This is a genomic window from Curtobacterium sp. C2H10 (assembly GCF_025407985.1).
Taxonomy (GTDB): domain Bacteria; phylum Actinomycetota; class Actinomycetes; order Actinomycetales; family Microbacteriaceae; genus Curtobacterium.
The window spans coordinates 13880-35862 of record NZ_JABXGF010000036.1 but is presented as its reverse complement, the minus strand read 5'-3'; the positions used below and the strand labels follow the sequence as shown (position 1 = coordinate 35862).

Sequence of the window (21983 nt, the reverse complement as noted above, 5' to 3'; positions counted from 1 at the left end):
CACTACGCGCGGCGGCGGCAGGCGGTCGCGCGGCGGGCGGCGCGGCAGGCGGAGGTGAACATGGCGCTCGGACGTCCGATCGGCCGTCCGCTCGGCAGCGTGGGGGCGGCCGGACGGGAGGCGCTGCTCCGGACGGTCCTGTCCCTCCCGACCGCGGATGCGCTGGCCGGTGTGTACGCGATGCGGTGGGCGTGACGGGTCGCGGGGGCGCGCGGGCGCCGGGTCAGGCGACCAGGCGGGCGCCGGCGAGGCCGAGCTCGACGACGAGCACGAGCGACGACGCGATGACGAGTCGGAACAGCACCCGCGATGCCCGCCCGGCCAGCACGAGCCGCACCCCGAGGCCGGCGAGCGCGACGACCACGACGGTCCCGAGCACCGCGAGCACCACCCCCACGCCCCGGACCGGATCGTCCCCGAGCACCTGACCGCCGAGCACGAGCAGCGCTGCCACGACGAGCGACCCGAACGCCGTGACGCCCGCGCCCCGGAGCCCGAGCCGGTGCGGGAACCCCCGGACCCCGGTGGCCGCGTCGTCGACCAGGTCCGGCAACACGTTCGTACAGTGGATCGCGACGCCGAACACGGCCCCCGTCGCGATCGCCCACCACGCCGGCCAGTCACCGTCCGGCCCGGCCGAGACCGCCACGACCGGGAGCAGCCCGAACGCGACCACGAACGGCACGACGGACCAGACCGTGCGCTTGAGCCCCGCGTCGTACGCCCACCCCGCGGCCACGAGCACGAGGTGCGCGACGGCGGCGACCGGCCCGAGGAACACCGACAGGACAAGGGACGCCAGGGCGGTGCCGAACGCCGCGCCACGGACGGTGCCGACGGCGATCGACCCCTGCGCCACGGGCTTGTCCGACCTGCCGACCGCCCGGTCGCGATCGGCGTCGATCCAGTCGTTCGCGAGCCCGATCGAGAGCTGCCCGGCGACGACGGTCAGGGGGACGAGGACGACCGTCCACCACGCGTGCCCGACCGCCACGGCGATCACCGTCGCGAGCACGGTCACGGTGACGGTGGGCCCCGGGTGCGACGACGCGAACAGCAACCGTGCGGTCGAGGGTCGGCGTGGCCGGGTCACAGGTGCAAGCGTACGTCCGGCACCCGCCGAGTCACTCGCCTCAGGCCTGCCGGACGCAGTCGAGCCGTTCCGGGAGCCTCGTGAAGCCGGCCGCCCGGTAGGTCGCGACGGCGCTGCCGAGGTCGCTCGGGGTGCAGACCCACGCGATCGACGCTCCCGCCTCGCGGAGCATCGCCGCACCGGCGACGCAGATCGCGGTCCCGTGTCCCGCACCGCGGTGGGCGGCGTGGACGCCGAGCGGCTCGATGAGTCCGGGACGGCCGCGGCCCGCCGGCCAGACCGTGATCCCGGCGACCGGCTCCCCGGCGTCGTCCCTGCCGAGCAGACAGCGAGCCTCCGCGAACGGTGCACCGGCGGACATCGCCCTCCAGCGCTCGTCGGTGAACGACCCGTTGTCCCAGGCCGAGCGGTGGACCGCCGTGAAGTCGGACGTGTCCGCACCGTGCACGATCTCGACGTGCAGCGACGACCCGCGTGCTCCGACCGGCGCGGCCAGGTCGAGGGACAGCGGCGTCCAGGACTCGCCGTCGCCCCATCCCGCAGCGTGCAGCGCTCCGCGCAGGGCGGTGCCGTCCGGTACCTCGATCGACGCAGGGCCGCTCGGGAGCACGCCGGTGCCGGGGTCGGAGGCGTCGGCTGCCAGGGCGCGCGCGAGGTCCGGGTCCGTCCAGCGCTCGGGCGCCACCGTCATGCGGAGCGTGGTCGGTCCGTCGAGGAAGCCGAAGGCGACGATCTGCCCGTCGGCCTCCCAGAGGCGCACCGCACGCGCGATCGCGTCCGCCCCGTGGCGCCACGCCCACCCGAGGTCGCCGGGGTGGAGCTGCACGAGTGCGTCGTCGCGCTGCCACGACCGCAGCGCCGCCAGGCCCCGAGCGAGTTCGGACGGCGATGGTGACCGCACGACGGTGTCCACGTCCACGTCACCCGGCCGCCGGGACCTCCGCGCCGAACCGGTCGACGAGCTCGCGCTTGAGCACCTTGCCGCTCGGGCCGAGGGGCAGCGCGTCGAGGACGTGCACCGCCCGGGGGTACTTGTAGGCGGCGATCTCGGCGGCGACGAAGTCGATCAGCTCCTGCGGGGTCGCCGTCGCCTCGGCACGGAGCACCACGGCGGCCTCGATCTCCTGCCCGTGCAGCTCGTGCGGCACACCGAACACCGCGGCCATCGTGACGTCGGGGTGGGTCGCGAGGACCTCCTCCACCTGCCGTGGGTACACGTTGTAGCCGTTGCGGATGATCATGTCCTTCGTCCGGTCGACGATCGTCAGGTAGCCGTCGTCGTCCTTCGTCCCGAGGTCGCCCGTCCGGAACCACCCGTCGACGATCGCAGCCGCGGTGTCCTCGGGACGGTCGAGGTACCCGTTCATGAGGTTGTGCCCGCGGATGACGAGCTCGCCGATCTCGCCGTGGGGCAGCATCACGATCGCGTCGTGCTGCTCCGGGTCGGCGATCTCGACGTCGACGCCCCACACCGGGGTGCCGATCGTGCCGGGGCGTGGCGGCCGTCCGACGTGGTTGAAGGTCGCGACCGGCGAGGTCTCGGTGAGGCCGTAGCCCTCGTGGATCGGCGCGTCGTAGACGTCCTGGAACCGCTCGAGGACCGCCAGGGGCAGCGAGGCGCCGCCGGAGATCGCGTACCGCAGCGTCGGACGGGCATCGGAACGGGTCGCCGCGTCGAGCAGCGCCATGTACATCGTCGGGACGCCCATGAAGATGCCGCACCCGTGCTCGACCATCGCGGCGAGCGCCGTGTCGCCGTCGAACTTCGGCAGCATGACGATCGTCGCGCCGACCCGGAAGCCGGTGTTCATCGTGCAGGTCTGCCCGAAGGTGTGGAACAGCGGCAGGGCGCCGAGCAGGACGTCCCCGCGGTGCATGTCGAACGTCGTCATCAGGTTCGTGTTGACCTGTTCGAGCAGCGAGAAGTGCGACCCCTCCGCACCCTTGGGCTTGCCGGTGGTGCCGCTCGTGTAGAGGATCGTCGCGGTGTCGAACGGGTGCCGGGGGACGTAGGTGTCGAGCGGTTCGGCCTGCTGCGCGAGCGCTTCGAGTCGGTCCGGGGAGTCGGCCGGGGCGAGCACCGTCACCACCTCGACCTCGGCGAGCTCGGCACCGGCCGCGCCCTCGCCGAGCAGCGGTGCGGCGCAGACGAGCAGCGAGGCGCCGCTGTCGCGCAGGACGTACTCGATCTCGCGTCGCTTGAGCAGTGCGTGCACGGGGACCGCCACGGCGCCGAGCGCGAGGGTCGCGTAGTAGACCCGCGGGAAGTCCTCGACGTTCGGGACGAGCATCGCCACACGGTCGCCCGGTCCCACGCCGCGGGCCCGCAGCGCACCGGCGTACGCGAGCGTCTGGCTCCAGAGCTCGGCGTAGGTGGTGTGCCGGTCGCCGACGATGACGGCGACGTCGTCCGGGTACCGCGCTGCGGACTCGGCGAGGATCGCTGCGACCGAGGCGGTGGCGCTGGTGTGGTGGGTGGCGGTCATGACCGGTCTCCGTCTCCGTCGACGACTCCGTGGACGACTTCTCGGCCCGATCCTACGGCCGCGGTCGCTTCCGGATCCGGCCCCCGTTCAGGCGGGAGCCCGCACGCCCAGACGCCGCCGTCCCACCACGCCCGACGCCAGCGCGATGCCGAGCAGCACCACGAGTCCCCCGACCGGCTCGTTCCACCGGACGTGCTCGCCGAGGACCAGCACGCCGAGGACCACCCCGACGACGGGCGTCAGGTAGGTGACCGTCGAGGCGCGACCCGCTCCCCATGCCTGCACCAGCCGCGTGTTCCAGGCGTAGGCCAGCCCCGTGCCCACGCAACCGAGCGCGACCATCGCCCCCACGATCCTCCAGTCCAGCCGTACCGGGCCCGTGGCGATGACGGGCGCGACCAGCAGGAGCAGTCCGGAGGCCAGCGTCAGCTGCACCGTCGCGAGCGTGACCGGGTCGTACGCGCTGCCGACCGCCACCCGCCGCAGGTACGCCAGGCCGATGCCGTAGCACGCGGTCATCCCGAGCAGCGCGACCTGCCCCGGCACGCTCGCCAGGACCTCCGGGTCCCCGATGACGTTCCACGGACCGACCAGCACCAGGACGCCGACGATCCCGAGCACGATGCCCGCGACCTGCCGTCCGCGGAGCCGCTCGGACGGCACGAGCACCGCGAGGGCCGCCAACGTCATGATCGGCGTCGTCGCGTTGTAGATGCTCGCGAGACCGGACGGCACGGTCTGCTCCGCCCACGCCATGAGCGACGACGGCACCGCGTTGAGGAACACCGACACCACGAGCAGGTGTCCCCAGACCCGTGGCTCCCGCGGCCAGCGCCGGCGGGTCGCGAGCAGGACCGCGACGAGCGTGAGCGCGCCGAGGACCGTGCGCACCGTGGCGACCTGCTGCGGTGCGAGCCCGTCGAGCCCGATCTTCGCGAACAGGAAGCTCGAGCCCCAGGTCAGTGCCACGAGGAGGTAGAGGACCGCGTTCATGTCGCCTAGTGTCGACATCCTCGGCGCATGCGGCAAACGCATGTCGCTCATGAACGGATGAGGAAGACGCATGACCGTCTCGGTGCCCCAGCTGCGCGCGTTCGTCGCCACCGTCGACGCCGGCTCCTTCACGGGCGCTGCGTCCACGCTCGGCGTCGGGCAGTCAGCCGTGTCGCACGCCCTCGCGGGACTCGAGCGCGAGGTGGGCGGTCCGGTGGTCCGGCGCGGGGCGGCCGCCGTCACGACGCCCCTCGGCGACCGTCTGCTGGCCCACGCCCGCAGCGTGCTCGCCTCCGTCGAGGCCCTGGAGGCAGTGGTCCGGCCCGCCACGGCGCGCGGCACCGTGCGCCTCGCCGCCGTCCCCACCGTCTGCCAGGGCCTGCTGCCGCGGCTGCGCGAACTGTGGGCGGTGACACTGCCGGACGTCGACGTGCAGGTCTACGAGGGAGACGACGACGAGATGCCCGAGTGGCTCGAGGCCGGCACGGTCGACGCCGCCGTGCTCGTCGACCCGACGCCGGTGCCACCGGGCGGTGTGGTCGTCGCGCAGGACGAGATGGCCGCGGTGGTCCGCCGCGACCACCCGCTCGCCGACCTCCCCGCGCTGACGCTCGACGACCTGCACGAGGACGGGCTCGTCGCGGGCGGTGGCGGGTGCGAGCACCAGATCCAGCGGCTGCACGAACTCGAGGGGCAGCCGTTCCGGTACGCCCACCGGGTGCGGGAGATGAGCACCATGTTCGGGATGATCGAGCGGGGCGAGGGCGTGTCCATCGTGCCGACGCTCGGGCGGGTGATGCTGCCGCCGGACCTCGTCATGGTGCCGATGGCCCGGCGGCTCTCACGGACGCTCGTGCTGAGCGGACCGACGTCCCGCGAGTGGCACCCGCTGGCGAGGGCGCTCGTCGACGCGGTCTGACCCGCTACCGAGGCGACAGCGGCAGGATGGGGCGATGGCCGAGACGCACGTGAAGACCTTCGCCTCCCCCGACGAGGCCGCCGCCGAGGCAGCCGGTCTGGACTGGCTCGCCGAGGCCGAACCCGACGGCGGCACCCGGATCGCCCGCGTGCTCGGTCGACCCCGCCCGACGGTCCTCGACCTCGAGCTGATCCCGGACGGTTCGCCGTCGACACGGCAGGCCGAGCGGTTCGGGCGGTCCCTGGCGCACACCCACGCCGCGGGCTCCGAGCACTGGGGCGCGCCGCCCTCCGGCTGGCCGACGGGCACGCCCCTGCGGATGGGACGCTCCCGCACGCCGTTCGTCGCCGCGGCGGACGCGCCGGCGACCTGGGGCGAGTTCTTCGCGGAGTACCGGATCCGCGACTTCGTCCGCCGCATCGTCGACGCCGGCGGGTTCGACCACGCCCAGGCGGCCGTCTTCGACCGGGTCGCCGACCGGGTCCAGGACGGGACGCTCGGGTCACCGCAGCCGAAGCTCGTCGGTGACCGGCCGGCGAGACTGCACGGCGACCTCTGGGCGGGCAACGTGCTCTGGCCGACGGACGCGGAGCCGGTCGACGGGACGACGCCCACGGGAGCGGTGCTCATCGACCCCATCGCGCACGGCGGGCACGCCGAGACGGACCTGGCGCTCCTCGGGCTCTTCGGACTCCCCCGACTCGAGGCCGTGCTCGCCGCCTACGACGCCGAGTCCCCGCTCGCCGCCGGGTGGCAGGAGCGGGTCGAGCTGCACCAGCTCGCGCCGCTGCTCCTGCACGTGTTCCTGTTCGGCGGCTCGTACACGGGGGCGGCGCTGCGCGCGGCGCAGCGGTACGCGTGAACTGCGCGCCGCGCGTCTTAGGGCGCGCATAGCCGACGCAGGGTGGCAGTCGGGGAACGCCCGGAATCCTCACTGCCATGACCACGTACCCGATACCCGTGACCGATCGACGCGAGACCGCGCGCACCGACGCGCGGGATCGGCGCCGCAAGCCCGTCGCCCGACTGTTCCTCGGCGAGCGCGAGGACGCTCGCTGGCTCCGGCCCGCGTTCTGGGCGCTCCTCGCCGTGACCGCCGTGGTGTACCTCTGGGACCTCAGCGTCTCCGGGTACGCGAACAGCTTCTACGCCGCCGCCGTGCAGGCCGGCACGAAGTCGTGGGAGGCGTTCTTCTTCGGCTCCCTCGACTCGTCGAACTTCATCACGGTGGACAAGCCCCCGGCCTCGCTGTGGGTGATGGTGCTGTCCGCCCGGCTGTTCGGCTTCTCGAGCTTCAGCCTCCTGCTCCCCCAGGCCCTCATGGCCGTCGGGTCCGTCGCGCTCGTGTGGGGCACGGTCCGCCGCACGCTCGCCCGGCTCGGGGCCACCACGGCGAACGTCGGCGCGCTGCTCGCGGGCTTCGTCGTCGCGGCGACCCCGGCCGCCGCGCTGATGTTCCGGTTCGACAACCCGGACGCGCTGCTCGTCCTCCTCATGACCGCCGGCGCGTACTGCACCGTGCGGGCGCTCCCGAGGGGCAGCTGGAAGTGGATCGCCCTCGCCGGGGTCGCCCTCGGGTTCGCCTTCCTGACGAAGATGCTGCAGGGGCTGCTCGTCCTGCCGGCGTTCGGCCTCGTGTACCTGTTCGCCGCTCGCACCACCTGGGGCCGGCGCGTCGTCGGCCTGCTCGTCGCCGCCGGGTCCCTCGTCGTCGCCGCCGGCTGGTGGGTGGTCGCCGTGTGGCTGTGGCCCGCCGAGTCCCGCCCCTACATCGGCGGCTCGACGAACAACACCGTGCTCGACCTCGTGTTCGGCTACAACGGCCTCGGTCGGATCTTCGGCGGCTCGGGCAACGGCGGCGGAGGCGGCGGCATGACCGGCGGCACCGCGGGCGGTTCGTTCGGCGGCTCGACGGGTCTGAACCGGCTGTTCTCGTCCGAGATGGGCCTCGAGATCTCGTGGCTCCTGCCCGCCGCACTCATCGCGCTGATCGTCGGCCTGGTCGTCGTCGGCCGCCGTCACCTGGCCGACCCGGCCCGCGCCGGACTCGTGCTCTGGGGTGGCTGGCTGCTCGTCACCGGACTCGTCTTCTCGTACATGTCCGGCACGATCCACCCGTACTACACGGTCGCGCTGGCCCCGGCGATCGCCGGACTCGTCGGCACCGGCGGCGCGCTGCTCTGGCACGCCCGCGAGCGCTTCACCGGCCGCATCGGCCTCGCCGCCATGATCGGCGTCACGGCCTTCTGGGGCTGGTGCCTGCTCAACGAGAACCCGACGTGGCTGCCCTGGCTCCGCTGGGTGATGCTGGCCGGCGGCCTGCTGTCGGCAGCGCTCGTCGTGATGGGCAGTGTGCCGTCGCTCCGCAGGCTCGTCACGATCGGCGTCCTCGCCGGCACCCTGTTCGGGCTCAGCGGCACCACGGCCTACGCCCTCGCCACGACGACCGTCGCGCACTCCGGTTCGATCCCGAGCGTCGGTCCGGCGGGCAGCAGCACCGGCGGCATGGGCGGCGGCGGCACGGGTGGCATGCCAGGAGGCGCGGGTGGTCCGGGCGGATCGACCTCCGGTTCCGAGAGCGGCGGCTCCACCTCCGACGACGGCTCCCAGCAGGGTCCCGGCGGGACCCCGCCGGAGGGCATGACCGGCGAGGCGCCCGGCGACTCCGCCGGTGGCACCACCGAGGGCTCGACCGACGGCGCCCCGAGCGGCATGGGCGGTGGCGGGTCGACGACCTCGTCGGCGTTGCAGAAGCTCCTCGAGGCGTCCGACGCGAAGTGGGCGGCCGCGGTGAACGGCTCGCAGTCGGCCGCGCAGCTCGAACTCGACACCGACACCGCCGTCATGGCGATCGGCGGCTGGTCGAGCGACCCGGCACCGACGCTCGCCGAGTTCCAGGCGTACGTCGCCGACGGGGACATCGGGTACTACGTGTCCTCCGGCTCGGGCGGCGGCGGCGTGGGCGGCGGTTCGTCCACGGCCTCGGCCATCCAGGAGTGGGTCGCGGCGAACTACGCGTCCACGACGGTCGGCGGGCAGACCGTCTACGACCTGAGCAGCACGAAGTGATCGACGACGAGGGCGCGGTGGATAGGCTCGCGGGCGTGACCGGGCAACCGCTGCAGCGCACCGACGGCTCACCCGTCCGCGCCCTCGTCGTCGACGACGAGCACGCCCTCGCGGACGCCGTCGCCCTCGCGTTCGCGGGCGACGGCTGGGAGGTGCGGGCCGTGCACCGCGGGCGCGACGTGCTGTTCGCCGCCCGGGACTTCCGACCCGACGTGGTCGTCCTCGACGTGATGCTCCCGGACATCGACGGGTTCGAGGTTCTCGAGCGCCTCCGGGACGCCCGGGACGACGTGCGGGTGCTGTTCCTCACGGCGCGGGACGCCCCCGAGGACCGGCTCGCCGGACTCACGGGCGGTGGCGACGACTACCTGACCAAGCCCTTCGGCATCGAGGAGCTGCTCGTCCGGGCGCGGATCCTGGCCCGGACGTCGCCCCGGGTCACGGCCGTCGGGAGTCCGGCCGGGACGAACGTCGGCGACCTCCGGCTCGACGAGGACACCAGGACGGTCACGCGCGCCGGTGAACCGATCGACCTCACCCCGACCGAGTACGAGCTGCTGCGGCACCTCGCGCGGAACGCCAACCGCGTGCTCTCCCGGGAGCAACTCCTGGCGAACGTCTGGGGGATGGACTTCGGCACGTCGTCCAACCTCGTGGACATGTACGTGTCGTACCTGCGGAAGAAGCTCGACGCCGGACGCGAGCCGATGCTGCAGACCGTCCGCGGAGCTGGGTACGTGCTCCGGCCGACGACGTGAGCCGACCGCGGACGGCGAGCCGCGCCTCCCGGGCCCGGAACGGAACCGACCGTCGGCGGCGCGTGCCGTCGCTGCGGTGGCGGATCGTGGCGGCCGTGGCGCTCCTGCTCGTCGCGACCAACGTCGTCGTCGGAGCGGTGACGGTCGTCGCGTTCCGCGGGTACCTGGTCGACCGGCTCGACGCGGAACTCGCGACCGCTGCCGAGCGGACCGTCGGCGGACCGGACGGCGAACGGCCACCGCCCCCGTCGACCGGTACCGGCTCCGGCTCGGACCCGGACAACGCGTTCATCGGCGCTCCCGGACAGTCCGCCGGCACCGTCGTCGCGATCCTGCGCGACGGCGCGACCGTCCTCGGCGGGTACACGGACAGCAGCGGCCGGCAGCACGGGCTGTCGTCGGCGCAGGAGGCGACCCTGTCGCGCATCGCCAGCGACGGCGACCCCGTGACGGTCGACCTGGGGAAGCTCGGCACCTACCGGGCCCAGGCCGTCGGCGACGACGGCGACGTCTTCGTGACCGCGCTGCCGCTCGGCGACCTCGACGCCGCCATCGGCCGCCTCCTGCTCGTCATCGGTGTCGTGACGGTCGTCGGGCTGCTCGTCGCGGCCTGGGCGCTGACCCTGCTCGTCCGGCGATCGCTCCGCCCGCTCGAACGGGTGGCGGCCGTGGCGTCCGACGTCACCGAGCTCGACCTGGAGCGCGGCGGCACGGACATCCCGGTGCGGGTCTCGGCCGGGGACCTCGCGGCGAACCGCGAGGTCGAGCAGGTCGGCACCGCGCTCAACCGCCTCCTCGGACACGTCGCCCGGGCGCTCACGGTCCGACGCGAGGCCGAGACGGGCATGCGGACGTTCGTCGCCGACGCCTCGCACGAGCTGCGGACCCCGATCGCGACCGTGCGGGCGTACACCGAGCTCTCGGCGTCGTCGGACGACCCTGACGCGGTCCGCCGCAACGTCGACCGGATCGGGCGCGAGGCGGTGCGGATGGGCGACCTCGTGGAGGAGCTGCTCCTGCTCGCTCGTCTCGACGCCGTCGCCCTGGCGTCCGGCCCGGCACCGGCGCGCGAGCCGGTCGACCTGACGTCGATCGTCGTCGAGGCGACGATGGACGCGCGCGCGACCGCACCCGGGCACCGGTGGACGCTGCAGGTGCTGGACGACCACCCGCTCGTGGTGTCCGGGGACGCGGCGCAGCTGCGGCGGGTCGTGACGAACCTGCTGGCGAACGCGCGGACGCACACGCCGGAGGGCACGTCCGTGGTGGTCTCCCTGCAGCGGACCGGCGACGTCGTGCGTCTCGTGGTCGCGAACGACGGACCGGTCATCCCCGCCGAGGTGCTCCCGACGCTGTTCGACCGGTTCACCCGTGGCGAGGCGTCCCGGTCCCGCGAGCACGGCACGAGCGGCCTCGGGCTGGCGATCGTCCGGGCCGTCGTGACCGCGCACGACGGGCTCGTCCGGGTCGCCTCGGAGCCGGGACGGACGGCGTTCACGGTCGATCTGCCGGGTCGGACACCGGACGCCGGCTGACCGGGCTGGTTCGCTCGGGAGCGGCCGAGCAACTAGGTTCGGACGGTGCCCTCACGACTGTCCGCACTCGCCGGTGACCTCCGCATCCGGGCAGGAGTGGCGGCCGTGGTCCTGCTCTGGGCCCTGTACCAGTGCTTCTGGAACATCGGCGGGCCCAACATCACCGGCGACGAGGACATCTACCTCCGCGCCGGGTGGCAGTACGTGCACGGCGACTTCTCGTTCAACCGCGAGCACCCCCCGACCGCGAAGTACCTGTTCGGTCTCGCGCAGCTCGTCGCCGGGCAGGGGCCGATCGGTCCGCGGGTGCTCGTCGCCCTGCTCACCTTCGGCGTCGGCGTCGCGCTGTACTGGTGGCTGCGGCGCGAGATCGGCTACTGGGGCGCCCTGCTCGCCGCCGCCCTCTGGTGGCTGACGCCGCGCGGTGGTGCCGGTCCGCGCGTCGACCGTCTGGCACTGCTCGACCCGGTGATGACCGCGTTCGCCGTGCTCGCGGTGGCCACGGCGTGGGTGTGGATGCGCGGCGACCGGTGGTGGCTCGCGCCCGTGTCCGGTGCGCTGATGGCCCTGTCGGTGACGTCGAAGGTCTCCACCGTGGTGCTGCTGCCGGTGTTCCTGCTGCTGCCCGTGCTGTTCCGGGCCTGGCGTCGACTGCTCGTCGGCGGCGCGATGTGGGCGGCCGCGTTCGGGCTGGTGTTCGTCGTGTCGTACGTGCCGATGGGGATCCGGTCCGCGATCCGGTACATGATCGAGTTCCAGGAGGGGCAGAACACCACCGGGCACCCGATCACCATCGGCGGCACCGTCTACCGGTTCGCCCCGTGGTGGGCGAACCTGCACTTCATGGAGGCCGGCACGGGGGTGCTGCTGCTCGTCGTCCTCGCGGTCGGGGTCGTCGCGGCGCTGGCGATCCGGGCCGACCGGCTCGTCGCGTACGTCGGCGTCGCCCTGGCGCTGCTCGTGGGCTTCTACGTGGTCGTCGCGAAGATCGCGCTGCCCACGTACTACTCGGCGTGGATGCCGTTCCTGCTCGTCCTGGCCACGATCGGGCTGGCGCGGCTGTCGCGTGTGCCGGTGCGGCCGGCGGCCCCGGTCGCGACGGCGCTGTCGCTCGTGCTGGTCGTCTCGCTCGTCGTGCCGTCCGCCCGGCTCAGCCAGGACATCGCTCGCCAGCACCCGACGGGCATCGCGCTGCTCGGGGACTACCTCGAGGAACAGCACGTGCCCGACGGCAAGATCCTGTTCGTGTCGGCGACCCCGGGGCTCTTCGTGCCGTACGTCGCCGAGCGCGGCACCACCCGGGCCGACCAGGGGCCGTACGTCGCGATCGTGGTCGGGAACGACCGACGCTTCCCGCCGTCCGGGGCCGTGACGCAGCTGTTCGACTCCGAGCGGTCGCGGTTCTCGGTCGCCGAGGTCGGCGGACTCCAGGTGTGGCTGCCGAAGGACGGGCGGGTCGTCCTGCAGTCGGGAGCGCTCACCGTCCAGGGCTGACCCGCAGCTCGGCCGCCGGTGGGCGCGCGGCTGGCGCGGAAGCCGTCGGTGCCGTCGGTGCCGTGGCACACTGGACGGGAACGGACGGGGGCCCGCATGCCGAACGACTTCGCACGACTGCCGGAGCGGCCGCGCGCCGACGACCTCGTGGTCGAGGTGCCCGCGTTCGAGGACGACCGACCCCAGCCCGAGCCCGCGCCGCCGGCCGCGGCCCCGGAGCTCGTCGCGGCGACCGAGTTCGCCCGGACATCGCACGCGCCGGCCACGATCCGGCGGACGCAGGTGCGCGCCGGGGTCTGGATCGCGGGCGTCCCCATCGCGGTGCTCGTGGTCATCGCGGCCGTGCAGGTGCTGTTCGCGCGCTGACCCGCTGCGCGCTGTTCGCTCCGTGCTGCCCGGCCACGGTGCGCGCTGTCCGCTCCGTGCTGCCCGGCCACGGTGCGCGCTGTTCGCTCCGTGCTGCCCGGCCACGGGTGCGCGCTCTGACGACGACTGCTCGTGGTCCACCGTGCGCAGTCGTCGCCCGACTGCGCGGTGGCCGCCCGCGCGTTCTTAGACGCGGCACAGCGGGCTGCTGCGGTCCCCGTATGCCCGGTCCCGAGCATGTGCGGTATGACGGAGACGAACCACACCCTCGACATCGACATCGTCGTCCCCTGCTACAACGAGCAGGACACGCTCGCCGCCCACGTCCGCCGCTTGCACACCTTCTGCCGGACGTCGCTCCGGAACACCTGGCGCATCACGATCGCGGACAACGCCTCGACCGACGACACCGCACGCATCGCCGACGACCTCGCCGCGATGCTGCCGGACGTGCACGCGGTGCACCTGCCGGAGAAGGGTCGGGGCCGTGCGCTCAAGGCCGTCTGGGCAGCGTCGCCGGCCACCGTGCTGGTCTACGTCGACGAGGACCTCTCCACCGACCTCGCCGCGCTCGAACCCCTCGTCGCCCCGCTGCTGTCCGGGCACTCGGACGTGGCGATCGGCACCCGGTTGGCAGGTTCGTCACGTGTGGTGCGCGGCGGGAAGCGCGAGTTCATCTCCCGTTCGTACAACCTGCTGCTCCGCACCACGATGGGGGTGTCCTTCTCGGACGCGCAGTGCGGCTTCAAGGCGATCACCCGGCAGGCCGCGGAACACGTCCTGCCCCTGTGCGAGGACGACGCGTGGTTCTTCGACACCGAGCTGCTCGTGCTGGCCGAGCACGCCGGACTGCGGATCCACGAGGTCCCGGTCGACTGGGTGGACGACGTGAACTCGTCGGTGCACATCGCCTCGACGGCGACCGAGGACCTCAAGGGGATGTGGCGGGTCTCCCGTGGGCTCGCGACCGGACGGGTGCCGGTCGGCGCCGTGTACGACGCCATCGGCCGCCGTCCGTTCACGCCGCCGCACGTCGGGATCGTCGGGCAGGTGCTGCGCTTCGGGGCGATCGGGGTGCTGTCGACGATCGCGTTCGCCGTGCTCTACGCCCTGTTCCGCCCGGCGATCGGTGCCCAGACGGCGGACTTCCTGGCGCTCCTGGTCACCGCGATCGGCAACACAGCGCTCAACCGACGCTTCACGTTCGGGGTGCGGGGACGTGCCGGCGCAGGGCGACACCACGTGCAGGGGCTGGTGGTGTTCGGGATCGCGTGGGCGATCACGTCCGGGTCGCTGGTGATCCTGCACTCGGCGGCACCGGGATCGTCGCACGGTGCGGAGATCGTGGTGCTCACGGCCGCGAACCTCGTGGCGACGCTGGTCCGCTTCGTCCTGTTCAAGGCGTGGGTGTTCCGGTCCCGGCGTCGGCCGGAGCTCATCCGCCCGGGCACGACCCCGGCGGCGGACGCGAGCACGGCGGCGACCGAGCCGATCGCGGTCGACGAGCGCCACGCCGCCTGACGCCGCCGCGCCCGCGCCGCGCACCCCGGCCCCGCGGTGTTGCGCGGGCGGTATACCGCGCCGTAGCATCGCCTCACCGCACCACAACCCCACAGGGCCCGACTGCCACCATCGGTCTGCCCGCGGCGAGCGCTCCACTGATGCAGCCTGGCCGTCCGCTGCCGGCAACGCCCCACTGGACCTGCACACGTGAACCCCTCCTCCTTCGGTCTCTACGACCCTGCCCGCGAATCGAGCGACTGCGGCGTCGGTTTCATCACCCGACTCGACGGGACGCCGAGCCACGACGTCATCCGCAAGGGCGACGAAGCGCTGTGCGCCATCCCCCACCGCGGCGGCAAGTCCGCCGAGGGTGTCGGTGACGGCGCGGGCGTGAGCATCGACCTGTCGGTGGAGTTCTTCAGCGCGATCACCGGCGAGGAGCTCCGCGCGGGCCACTTCGGCGTCGCGAACTGCTTCGTGCCGAGCGGCACTGGCCCGGCTGCGGACGCCGAGCGCGCCCGTGCGCAACAGACCGTCACGGACGCCGTCGAGCAGCAGGGCTTCGAGCTCCTGCTCGTCCGCGACGTCCCGGTGGACCACTCCGTCGCCCGTCCCGAGGCCGAGCAGTACCAGCTGCCGATCGTGCAGTGGGTCTTCCGTGCCCCCGAGGCCTGGACCCGCGCCGAGGTCGACGCCGCCGCCAACCGCGCCCTCCTCGCGATCGAGGCGGTGTCGTACGGCCAGGCCGCCGCCGACCGCGCCGAGCACGCCGCCCTGTACCCGCTGTCGCTCAGCGCCCGGACCCAGATCCTCAAGGGGCGGCTGAACTCCGGCGAGGTCATCGGGTACTTCACCGACCTGCGTGACCCGCGCCACTCGGTCCGGACGCTCTACTTCCACACCCGGTTCTCGACGAACACCGAGCCGCACCCGACGATGGCGCAGCCGTTCCGCCTGATGGCGCACAACGGCGAGCTGAACACCGACCGGAAGAACCGGCTGTCCGACGAGGCCCTCGCCCGTGCACGGACCCGCAGCATCGTCCGCCCGCCCGGCCAGTCCGACTCGAGCCGCCTCGACCAGACCCTGCAGAGCCGGGTGTTCGACGACGGCCTCGAGATCGTCGAGGCCGTGGTCTCGCTCATGCCCCCGGCGTGGGAGAACGACCGCACCCTGACCCCGGCGGTGCGGGACATGCTCGAGTTCTTCTCGCTCTACGAGGAGAAGAACGACGGCCCGGCCGCCGTGATCTTCAGCGACGGCGACGTGGTCGGCGCCCGGCTCGACCGACTGGGCCTGCGCCCGCTGCGCTCGGTGCAGACCGCCGAGTACCTGATGGTGTCGTCCGAGGCCGGTCAGGTCGAGTTCGAGCCGGAGGACGTCGTGCACCGCGGCCGCATCGAGGCGGGCGGCATGCTCGTCGTCGACCACCGCACCGGCACGCTCATGCGCACGCGCGAGGTGCTCGAGATGCTCGCCGCGCGGAAGCCGTACGGGACGCTCCTCGACGCCGCGCGCGTCAACCTGGACGACGTCCCGGCGCCGGAGTACCAGCGCACGACGACCACGCTCGGCTACGAGGGCGACCTGTCGCTCGCGGGCCGCTACGTGGCGTACTCGCTGAACCAGGAGAGCTTCCGGTTCATGCTCGACCCGATGCTGCAGAACGGCTCGGAGCGGATCTCGGCGATGGGCTACGGCAACGCCATCAACGCCCTGAGCGACACCGAGGGCGGCATGGCGAAGTACTTCTCGCAGCGCTTCGCCCAGGTGACGAACCCGCCGCTCGACTCGATCCGCGAGGCCGACGGCATGTCGATGCGCGTCGCCCTCGGCGCGAAGCCCGACGGGACGGGTTCGGCGACGCGGCAGCTCGTCGTGGAGTCCCCGATCCTCGGGCACCTCGACATGGTGCGGCTGCGGGAGCAGGACATCGTGCCGCTCGAGCGCTTCGACATGCTCTACGTGCCGGTGCTCGGCGACGAGCAGGCGAACGCCGACGCGGTCCGCACCGCGACTGAGCACCTCGCCGACGCCGTCGCCGCCTTCGCCGAGCGCACCGGCGGCATCGCCGTGCTCACCGACCGCAACGTGTCGTCGACGCACGCGCCCCTCCCCGTCATCCTCGCCGTGGCCGCCGTCAACCAGCGGCTCATCGAGACCGGCCTGCGGCTGCGGATCTCCGTCGTCGCCGAGTCCGGTCAGCTGCCATCGTCACACCACGTGGCGACGGCGCTCGGCTTCGGTGCCGCAGCGGTGTACAGCCTCTCCGCACGTCTCCGTGCGGAGGAGAAGTACCCCGCAGCGCCCGCCCCGGCCGGCGAACTGACCGCGACCGACCTCGCCCTCAAGCGCTTCCGGAAGGCGGCCGAGAAGGCCCTCGCGAAGACGATGGGCCGCGTCGGCCTCTGCACGGCCGAGAGCTACATCGGCGGCGAGTTCTTCGAGCCGAACTACCTCGACACCCGCGACGACCTGCTCGCCCGGGTCTTCCCGCACATGCAGGCCCCGGTCGGCGGCGTCGGGTTCGCCCGCATCGCGCAGGCGGCGACGGACTGGCACGAGCGCGCCCGCACGGTCGAGTCCGAGGGCCAGGTGCCCATGCTCGGCCTCTTCAAGGAGCGCTCGGACGGCGCCGGGCACTCGTTCGGCGTCGCGAGCGTGCGCGGCTTCGGCGGCATGACCGAGGAACGTCCGGCCTTCGAGCGCTCCGGCGACTCCGAGGCGCTGCGGCTCCTCACGCTCGGCCAGCTCGACGACGCGTTCGGCATCACCGACACCGCCTACCGCAACACGGGCTACGACCGGCTGAGCGACGCCGAGATCGACACGCACCGGATCACCCCGGGCTACGTCACGTTCCTGCAGACGACGCACGACGAGCGGTCGCGCCGTCCCGCGGCCCTCCGCGACGTCCTCGCGCTGCCCGCGGACGTCACCGGCATCGACACGGCAGAGGACTTCGCCCGCGAGCTCGGCCGTTTCTCGACCACCGGCAACGCGAGCGTCACGGTGCGCGGGCTCTCCGGCTCGCGTCCGGCCGACGACGGGGACCTTCCTGGAGGCACGGCTCGCTTCCGCCTCGAGCTCACGTCGACGGGGACCACGGGTGCACTGCGCCACGCGGCCCTCGCGGACGGCCTCGCGCTGCTGCACCCCGGCCAGGTCGACGTCGACTCCGTCGACGACACCCAGGTGACGCTCCGCGCCACCGGCTCCGCCGTCGAGCTGCTCGCACTGCTCGACCACGCCCCGGCGAGCGTCGCGCTCGACGAGGTCCAGCCGGCGCACGAGATCACCCAGACCCTGGCGTCCGGCGCGATGAGCCACGGCGCGCTCGTCGCGACCGCGCACGAGGCGGTGGCGCACGGCACGAACATGGTCGGCGGCATGTCGAACAGCGGTGAGGGCGGCGAGCACCACTCCCGCTACGGCACGATCCGCGGCTCGCGCATCAAGCAGTTCGCCTCGGGACGGTTCGGCATCTGGGCGGGCTACCTCGCCGACCCGATGCTCGAGGAGCTGGAGATCAAGATCGGCCAGGGCGCGAAGCCGGGCGAGGGCGGCCAGCTGCCCGCGCCGAAGGTCACGGTGGACATCGCCGCGGCCCGTGGTGGCACCCCCGGCGTCGAGCTCATCTCGCCGCCGCCGCACCACGACACGTACTCGATCGAGGACCTCGCGCAGCTCATCCACGACTGCAAGGCCGCCCGTGTCCGGGTGATCGTGAAGCTCGTGTCCTCCGAGGGCATCGGCACCATCGCGGTCGGCGTCGCCAAGGCCGGCGCGGACGTCATCAACGTCGCGGGCAACACCGGTGGCACGGGCGCCGCGGCCGTCACGAGCCTGAAGTACGCCGGCCGCTCGGCGGAGATCGGCGTCGCCGAGGTCCACCAGGCGCTCGTCGCGAACGGCCTCCGCCAGAAGGTCACGCTCCGCTGCTCGGGCGCGCACCAGACCGGTTCCGACGTGGTCACGAGCGCGCTGCTCGGCGGCGACAGCTTCGAGTTCGGCACGACCGCGCTCATGATGCTCGGCTGCGTGATGGCGAAGAACTGCAACGTGAAGTGCCCGGCTGGTCTCACCACGAACGCCGAGGCGTTCGAGGGCGACCCCCGTGCGCTCGCGCAGTACCTGCTCAACATCGCCCACGACGTGCGGCAGATCCTCGCCCGCCTCGGCCTGCGCTCCCTGCGCGAGGCCCGCGGTCGCACCGACCTGCTGCAGCTCCTCGACCACCCGGCGAGCGTCGGGCGCCTCGACGTCCGGGCGCTCCTCGCGCAGGTCCCCGAGAAGCTCGTCGAGGACCCGGAGTACCTCGAGAAGGACTTCCACACCGACGACGCGCTGCTCGAGCGGGTCCGCACGGCCCTCGTCGACCACGAGCAGGCGCACGTGCTCGTGCACGGCGTGCTGCTCGGCAACAGCGACAAGTCCGTCGGCGGTCAGCTCGGCATCGACGTGGAGCGCCTGCTCAACCACGAGCTGCGCGACACCGACCTGTCCGGGCACCCGGCGATCACCACGGACGACCGCGGACGCCGCCGGCTCGTCGACGGCGCGGTCACGATCCGCACGCTCGGGTCGGCCGGGCAGTCGTACGGCGTGTTCAACAACGACGGCATCGTGCTCGAGCACACCGGCACCGCGAACGACGGCGTCGGCAAGAGCCAGAGCGGTGGCCGGATCATCGTCCGCGCCCCCGGTGGCGGCAGTGCCGGACAGGGCGGCAACGTCCTCGTCGGCAACTTCGCGCTGTTCGGGGCGACCGGCGGCCGCACCTTCGTCGAGGGCGAGGCCGGCGACCGGTTCGCCGTGCGCAACTCCGGCGCGACCGCCGTGGTCGAGGGCGTCGGGGACTTCGGCTGCGAGTACATGACGGGCGGTGCCGTGTTCAACCTCGGCACCTTCGGCAAGGGCCTCGGGAACGGCATGTCCGGCGGGTTCCTGTACCAGTACGACCCCTCCGGCGAGGTCACCGAGCGCGCGAGCACCGACTCGCTCCTCGTGTTCCCGGTCACCGACACCGAGCGCGGGGCCTTCCACGAGGCAGCGGCGCGCCTGCTGCTCGAGTGGCACCTCGAGGCGACGGGCTCGGCGCTGGCCGAGCGTCTGCTCGCCGAGTGGGAGACCACCCGCCAGCACGTCTTCGTCGGCATGCCCCGGGCGCTCCTGCTCACCCAGGACGCCGGCGAGATCCTCGCCGCGGCGAGCCGGAACGAGTTGCTCGACGAGCTGGCGACCTCGATCGCGACGGACAAGCTCCGCGCGTTCAAGGTCGACTACCGCGACCAGCGCGCCGTCCTCGGTGGCCGTGCCCCGTCGCTCGGCGACCAGGGCGACGACATGTTCTCGCTCCTGTCCTCGTACACGGTGCTCGGCGTCGCCCAGGATCTCGCGCTCGAGCGGGTCCCCGGTGCGGCGGGCCCGAACGACCCCCGGGTGACCGAGGCGGTCAAGAACCTCATCCTCACCGAGGACTTCTTCGTCAAGCAGCGCGTCGTGAAGTACCTGCGCGGCACGCTGGACCGCTTCGCGGACGACGAGCTCGCGACCCTCATCGCGATCAAGCGCCTCGACGACTACAAGCGCGCGCTCACGCAGCGGAACAACCGCAGCATGGACGCGCCAGGCACCACCGGGTGGATCATGCACCAGAACGCCAAGAACGACGGCCGCGTCCGCGAGGCCCGCTTCGACGAGCTGCTCGCGAACGCAGCGCTCGAGGACATCGCCCGCCGTGCACCGCAGGCGCCGACCGAGGCGGTGTCCGCGTGAGCCTGCTCCCCCCGACCGGATCGCTGATCCCGGTCGACGCACCGTTCTCGCAGGCCCAGGAGTCCTGGCTTGCCGGGTTCATCGCCGGCATCGCCGCCGCGGGCAAGCGGGCCTCCGGCGGCGCCCCGACGACGACGATCGACGTGCTGTTCGGCACGCAGACCGGCAACGCGGAGTTCCTCGCCGACGAGCTGGTCGCCGGCGCGAAGGCCCGCGGGCTCGGCGGTCGTGCCACCGCGCTCGACGCCGTCACGCCGGAGCAGCTCGCCGGGATGTCCCACGTGCTCGTGGTCACCTCGACGTACGGCGAGGGCGAGATGCCCGACAACGCCGGACTGTTCTGGGACGCGATCCAGGCGACCACCGTGCCGCGGCTCGAGGGACTGCAGTACGCCGTCCTCGGGCTCGGCGACACGAGCTACGACGAGTTCTGCCAGGCCGGCAAGCTCCTCGACACCCGGTTCGAGCAGCTCGGCGCCACCCGCATCCACGACCGCGTCGACTGCGACGTGGACTACGAGGACCCGGCCGCGCTCTGGACGGCCGCGGTGCTCGACCGTCTGGCGGCGGAGGCGGGCGTGCAGCCCGGCGCGACCACGGCGGTGGCGGCGACCGGTACGACGACCGCGGCCGGCGGGGCGGGCGCGAGCCGTGCCTCCAGGCCCGGTGCCCAGTGGAACAAGCGCAACCCGTACCCGTCGACGCTGGTCGAGAACCGGCTGCTCTCCTCGCCGCGCAGCGCGAAGGAGATCCGGCACTACGAGTTCGACCTCGGCGACTCCGGGATCGAGTACTCGGCGGGCGACGCGCTCGCGGTCGTGCCGGTCAACGACGAGGTGTTCGTCGGCGAGCTGCTCGAGCAGGTCGGCGCGAACGGCTCCGAGACGCTCGACGGCCGCCCGGTCACCGAGGTCCTGCGGACCGACCGTGAGATCCGGACGCCCTCGAAGGACCTCATCGCGGACCTCGTCCAGCGCGCACCGTCGTCGGAGCTCGCCGCCGTCGTCTCGCACGGTGACAAGCACGAGCTCGACCGCTGGCTGTGGGGTCGCGACGTGCTCGACCTGCTCCGCGACGCCGGACCCGCGGCACCCGGACTCGACGAACTCCTGCCGAACCTCCGACCGCTGCAGGCGCGCCAGTACTCGATCTCGTCGAGCCCGCTCGCGCACCCGGACCGCATCCACCTGACGATCGCGTCCGTCCGGTACGGGGACCCGCACCGCATGTACGCCGGCGTCGCGTCGACGTTCCTCGCCGACCGGGTCGCCCCCGACGGCACCGTGGACGTCTACCTGCAGCCGAACGCGTCGTTCGGGGTACCAGCCGACCCGTCCGCGCCGATGATCATGGTCGGCCCGGGGACCGGCATCGCCCCGTTCCGCGGGTTCCTGCACGAGCGTGCGGTCTCCGGGGCGACGGGACGGAACTGGCTGTTCTTCGGCGACCAGCACCGCGACACCGACTTCGTCTACGAGGACGAACTCACCGAGCTGCAGGCGCAGGGCGTGCTGGACCGCCTCGACCTGGCGTTCTCGCGCGACCAGGCCGAGAAGGTCTACGTGCAGACCCGGATGCTCGAACAGGCCCCGGAGCTCTACTCGTGGCTCGAGGACGGCGGGCACCTGTACGTGTGCGGTGACGCCTCACGGATGGCGAAGGACGTCGAGCAGGCGCTCCTGGCCGTCATCGGGAGCCAGCGGGGCAAGGGCGAGGACGACGCCCAGGCGTACCTCGCCGACATGCGGCGCGGCAAGCGCTACGTCCGCGACGTGTACTGAGCGGCGCGCGCGGCCGGTGCCACGCCCGTCGCCCCGGTGCGGAACCCGAATCCACGACCGGGGCGACGGCGAGGGGGCGCTGTGGGCCGGGAGGCCCCTGATCCGGGACTCCTCGCGCGTCGCGTGGTTCCCCCCTCCGACCGCGGAGCCACCGTCACCGGCTCCCTGGGCCGGAGTCGATCACTCGCGCGGTACGCCCACCGTACTC

At 73.0% G+C, this 21983-nt stretch carries 14 protein-coding genes and 1 pseudogene; 11 read left to right on the top strand and 4 right to left on the bottom strand.

The features are described 5' to 3' along the window. Window positions 1-195: pseudogene (locus HWD93_RS13185) on the top strand (hypothetical protein); the annotation flags it as partial. Window positions 196-223: 28 nt separating this feature from the next. Here the strand turns inward: HWD93_RS13185 and HWD93_RS13180 are convergent. The 4 genes from HWD93_RS13180 to HWD93_RS13165 all read right to left on the bottom strand — a co-directional run bounded on the left by HWD93_RS13180 (window position 224) and on the right by HWD93_RS13165 (window position 4572). Further along, on the bottom strand, window positions 224-1093 hold the full coding sequence (locus tag HWD93_RS13180; RefSeq protein WP_261647052.1) for a UbiA family prenyltransferase: 870 nt from the start codon (window positions 1091-1093) through the stop codon (window positions 224-226). Between the two features lie 40 nt (window positions 1094-1133). Beyond that, window positions 1134-2006 carry a GNAT family N-acetyltransferase gene (locus HWD93_RS13175; RefSeq protein WP_261647051.1) on the bottom strand — a complete coding sequence of 291 codons (873 nt, stop codon included), beginning with the start codon at window positions 2004-2006 and terminating at the stop codon, window positions 1134-1136. 7 nt (window positions 2007-2013) lie between these two features. Next, entirely contained in the window at window positions 2014-3579 is a 1566-nt protein-coding gene (locus HWD93_RS13170; protein ID WP_261647050.1) for a long-chain fatty acid--CoA ligase, read from the bottom strand. Window positions 3580-3666: 87 nt separating this feature from the next. After that, window positions 3667-4572: a DMT family transporter gene (locus HWD93_RS13165; protein ID WP_092385905.1), complete on the bottom strand. Its 906-nt coding sequence runs from the start codon at window positions 4570-4572 to the stop codon at window positions 3667-3669. A 70-nt stretch (window positions 4573-4642) separates the two neighbouring features. On the opposite strand from HWD93_RS13165, the gene HWD93_RS13160 reads away from it, so the two are divergent. From HWD93_RS13160 to HWD93_RS13115, 10 genes are all read left to right on the top strand, one after another. Next, a complete protein-coding gene (locus HWD93_RS13160) occupies window positions 4643-5491 on the top strand; it encodes a LysR family transcriptional regulator (protein WP_261647049.1) in 849 nt (282 codons plus the stop codon). Between the two features lie 34 nt (window positions 5492-5525). Beyond that, window positions 5526-6353 carry a fructosamine kinase family protein gene (locus HWD93_RS13155; protein ID WP_261647048.1) on the top strand — a complete coding sequence of 276 codons (828 nt, stop codon included), beginning with the start codon at window positions 5526-5528 and terminating at the stop codon, window positions 6351-6353. 98 nt (window positions 6354-6451) lie between these two features. Then, window positions 6452-8560 carry a glycosyltransferase family 39 protein gene (locus HWD93_RS13150; RefSeq protein WP_261647047.1) on the top strand — a complete coding sequence of 703 codons (2109 nt, stop codon included), beginning with the start codon at window positions 6452-6454 and terminating at the stop codon, window positions 8558-8560. A 35-nt stretch (window positions 8561-8595) separates the two neighbouring features. Next, window positions 8596-9318 carry a response regulator transcription factor gene (locus HWD93_RS13145; protein WP_308202942.1) on the top strand — a complete coding sequence of 241 codons (723 nt, stop codon included), beginning with the start codon at window positions 8596-8598 and terminating at the stop codon, window positions 9316-9318. Between the two features lie 62 nt (window positions 9319-9380). Beyond that, window positions 9381-10853 carry a HAMP domain-containing sensor histidine kinase gene (locus HWD93_RS13140; RefSeq protein WP_261647046.1) on the top strand — a complete coding sequence of 491 codons (1473 nt, stop codon included), beginning with the start codon at window positions 9381-9383 and terminating at the stop codon, window positions 10851-10853. 45 nt (window positions 10854-10898) lie between these two features. Then, entirely contained in the window at window positions 10899-12347 is a 1449-nt protein-coding gene (locus tag HWD93_RS13135; RefSeq protein WP_261647045.1) for a glycosyltransferase family 39 protein, read from the top strand. 96 nt (window positions 12348-12443) lie between these two features. Beyond that, the gene (locus tag HWD93_RS13130; RefSeq protein WP_156794844.1) at window positions 12444-12713 is read left to right on the top strand and encodes a hypothetical protein; all 270 of its coding nucleotides are present in this window, start codon (window positions 12444-12446) and stop codon (window positions 12711-12713) included. A gap of 237 nt (window positions 12714-12950) precedes the next feature. Further along, window positions 12951-14234, top strand: coding sequence for a bifunctional glycosyltransferase family 2/GtrA family protein (locus tag HWD93_RS13125; RefSeq protein ID WP_261647044.1), 1284 nt, complete (start codon window positions 12951-12953; stop codon window positions 14232-14234). Between the two features lie 189 nt (window positions 14235-14423). Beyond that, window positions 14424-19994: a glutamate synthase-related protein gene (locus HWD93_RS13120; protein ID WP_261647043.1), complete on the top strand. Its 5571-nt coding sequence runs from the start codon at window positions 14424-14426 to the stop codon at window positions 19992-19994. Beyond that, complete coding sequence (locus HWD93_RS13115) at window positions 19991-21775, top strand: sulfite reductase subunit alpha (RefSeq protein WP_261647042.1); 1785 nt, start codon at window positions 19991-19993, stop codon at window positions 21773-21775. Before HWD93_RS13120 ends, HWD93_RS13115 begins: the two co-directional genes overlap by 4 nt. Window positions 21776-21983: the final 208 nt, after the last annotated feature.

Excerpts from the sequence above, each read along its gene's own strand:
- HWD93_RS13170 (WP_261647050.1), bottom strand. The coding sequence starts at position 3,579 with ATGACCGCCACCCACCACACCAGCGCCACCGCCTCGGTCGCAGCGATC.
- HWD93_RS13165 (WP_092385905.1), bottom strand. The coding sequence starts at position 4,572 with ATGAACGCGGTCCTCTACCTCCTCGTGGCACTGACCTGGGGCTCGAGC.
- HWD93_RS13160 (WP_261647049.1), top strand. The coding sequence starts at position 4,643 with ATGACCGTCTCGGTGCCCCAGCTGCGCGCGTTCGTCGCCACCGTCGAC.
- HWD93_RS13155 (WP_261647048.1), top strand. The coding sequence starts at position 5,526 with ATGGCCGAGACGCACGTGAAGACCTTCGCCTCCCCCGACGAGGCCGCC.
- HWD93_RS13130 (WP_156794844.1), top strand. The coding sequence starts at position 12,444 with ATGCCGAACGACTTCGCACGACTGCCGGAGCGGCCGCGCGCCGACGAC.
- HWD93_RS13125 (WP_261647044.1), top strand. The coding sequence starts at position 12,951 with ATGTGCGGTATGACGGAGACGAACCACACCCTCGACATCGACATCGTC.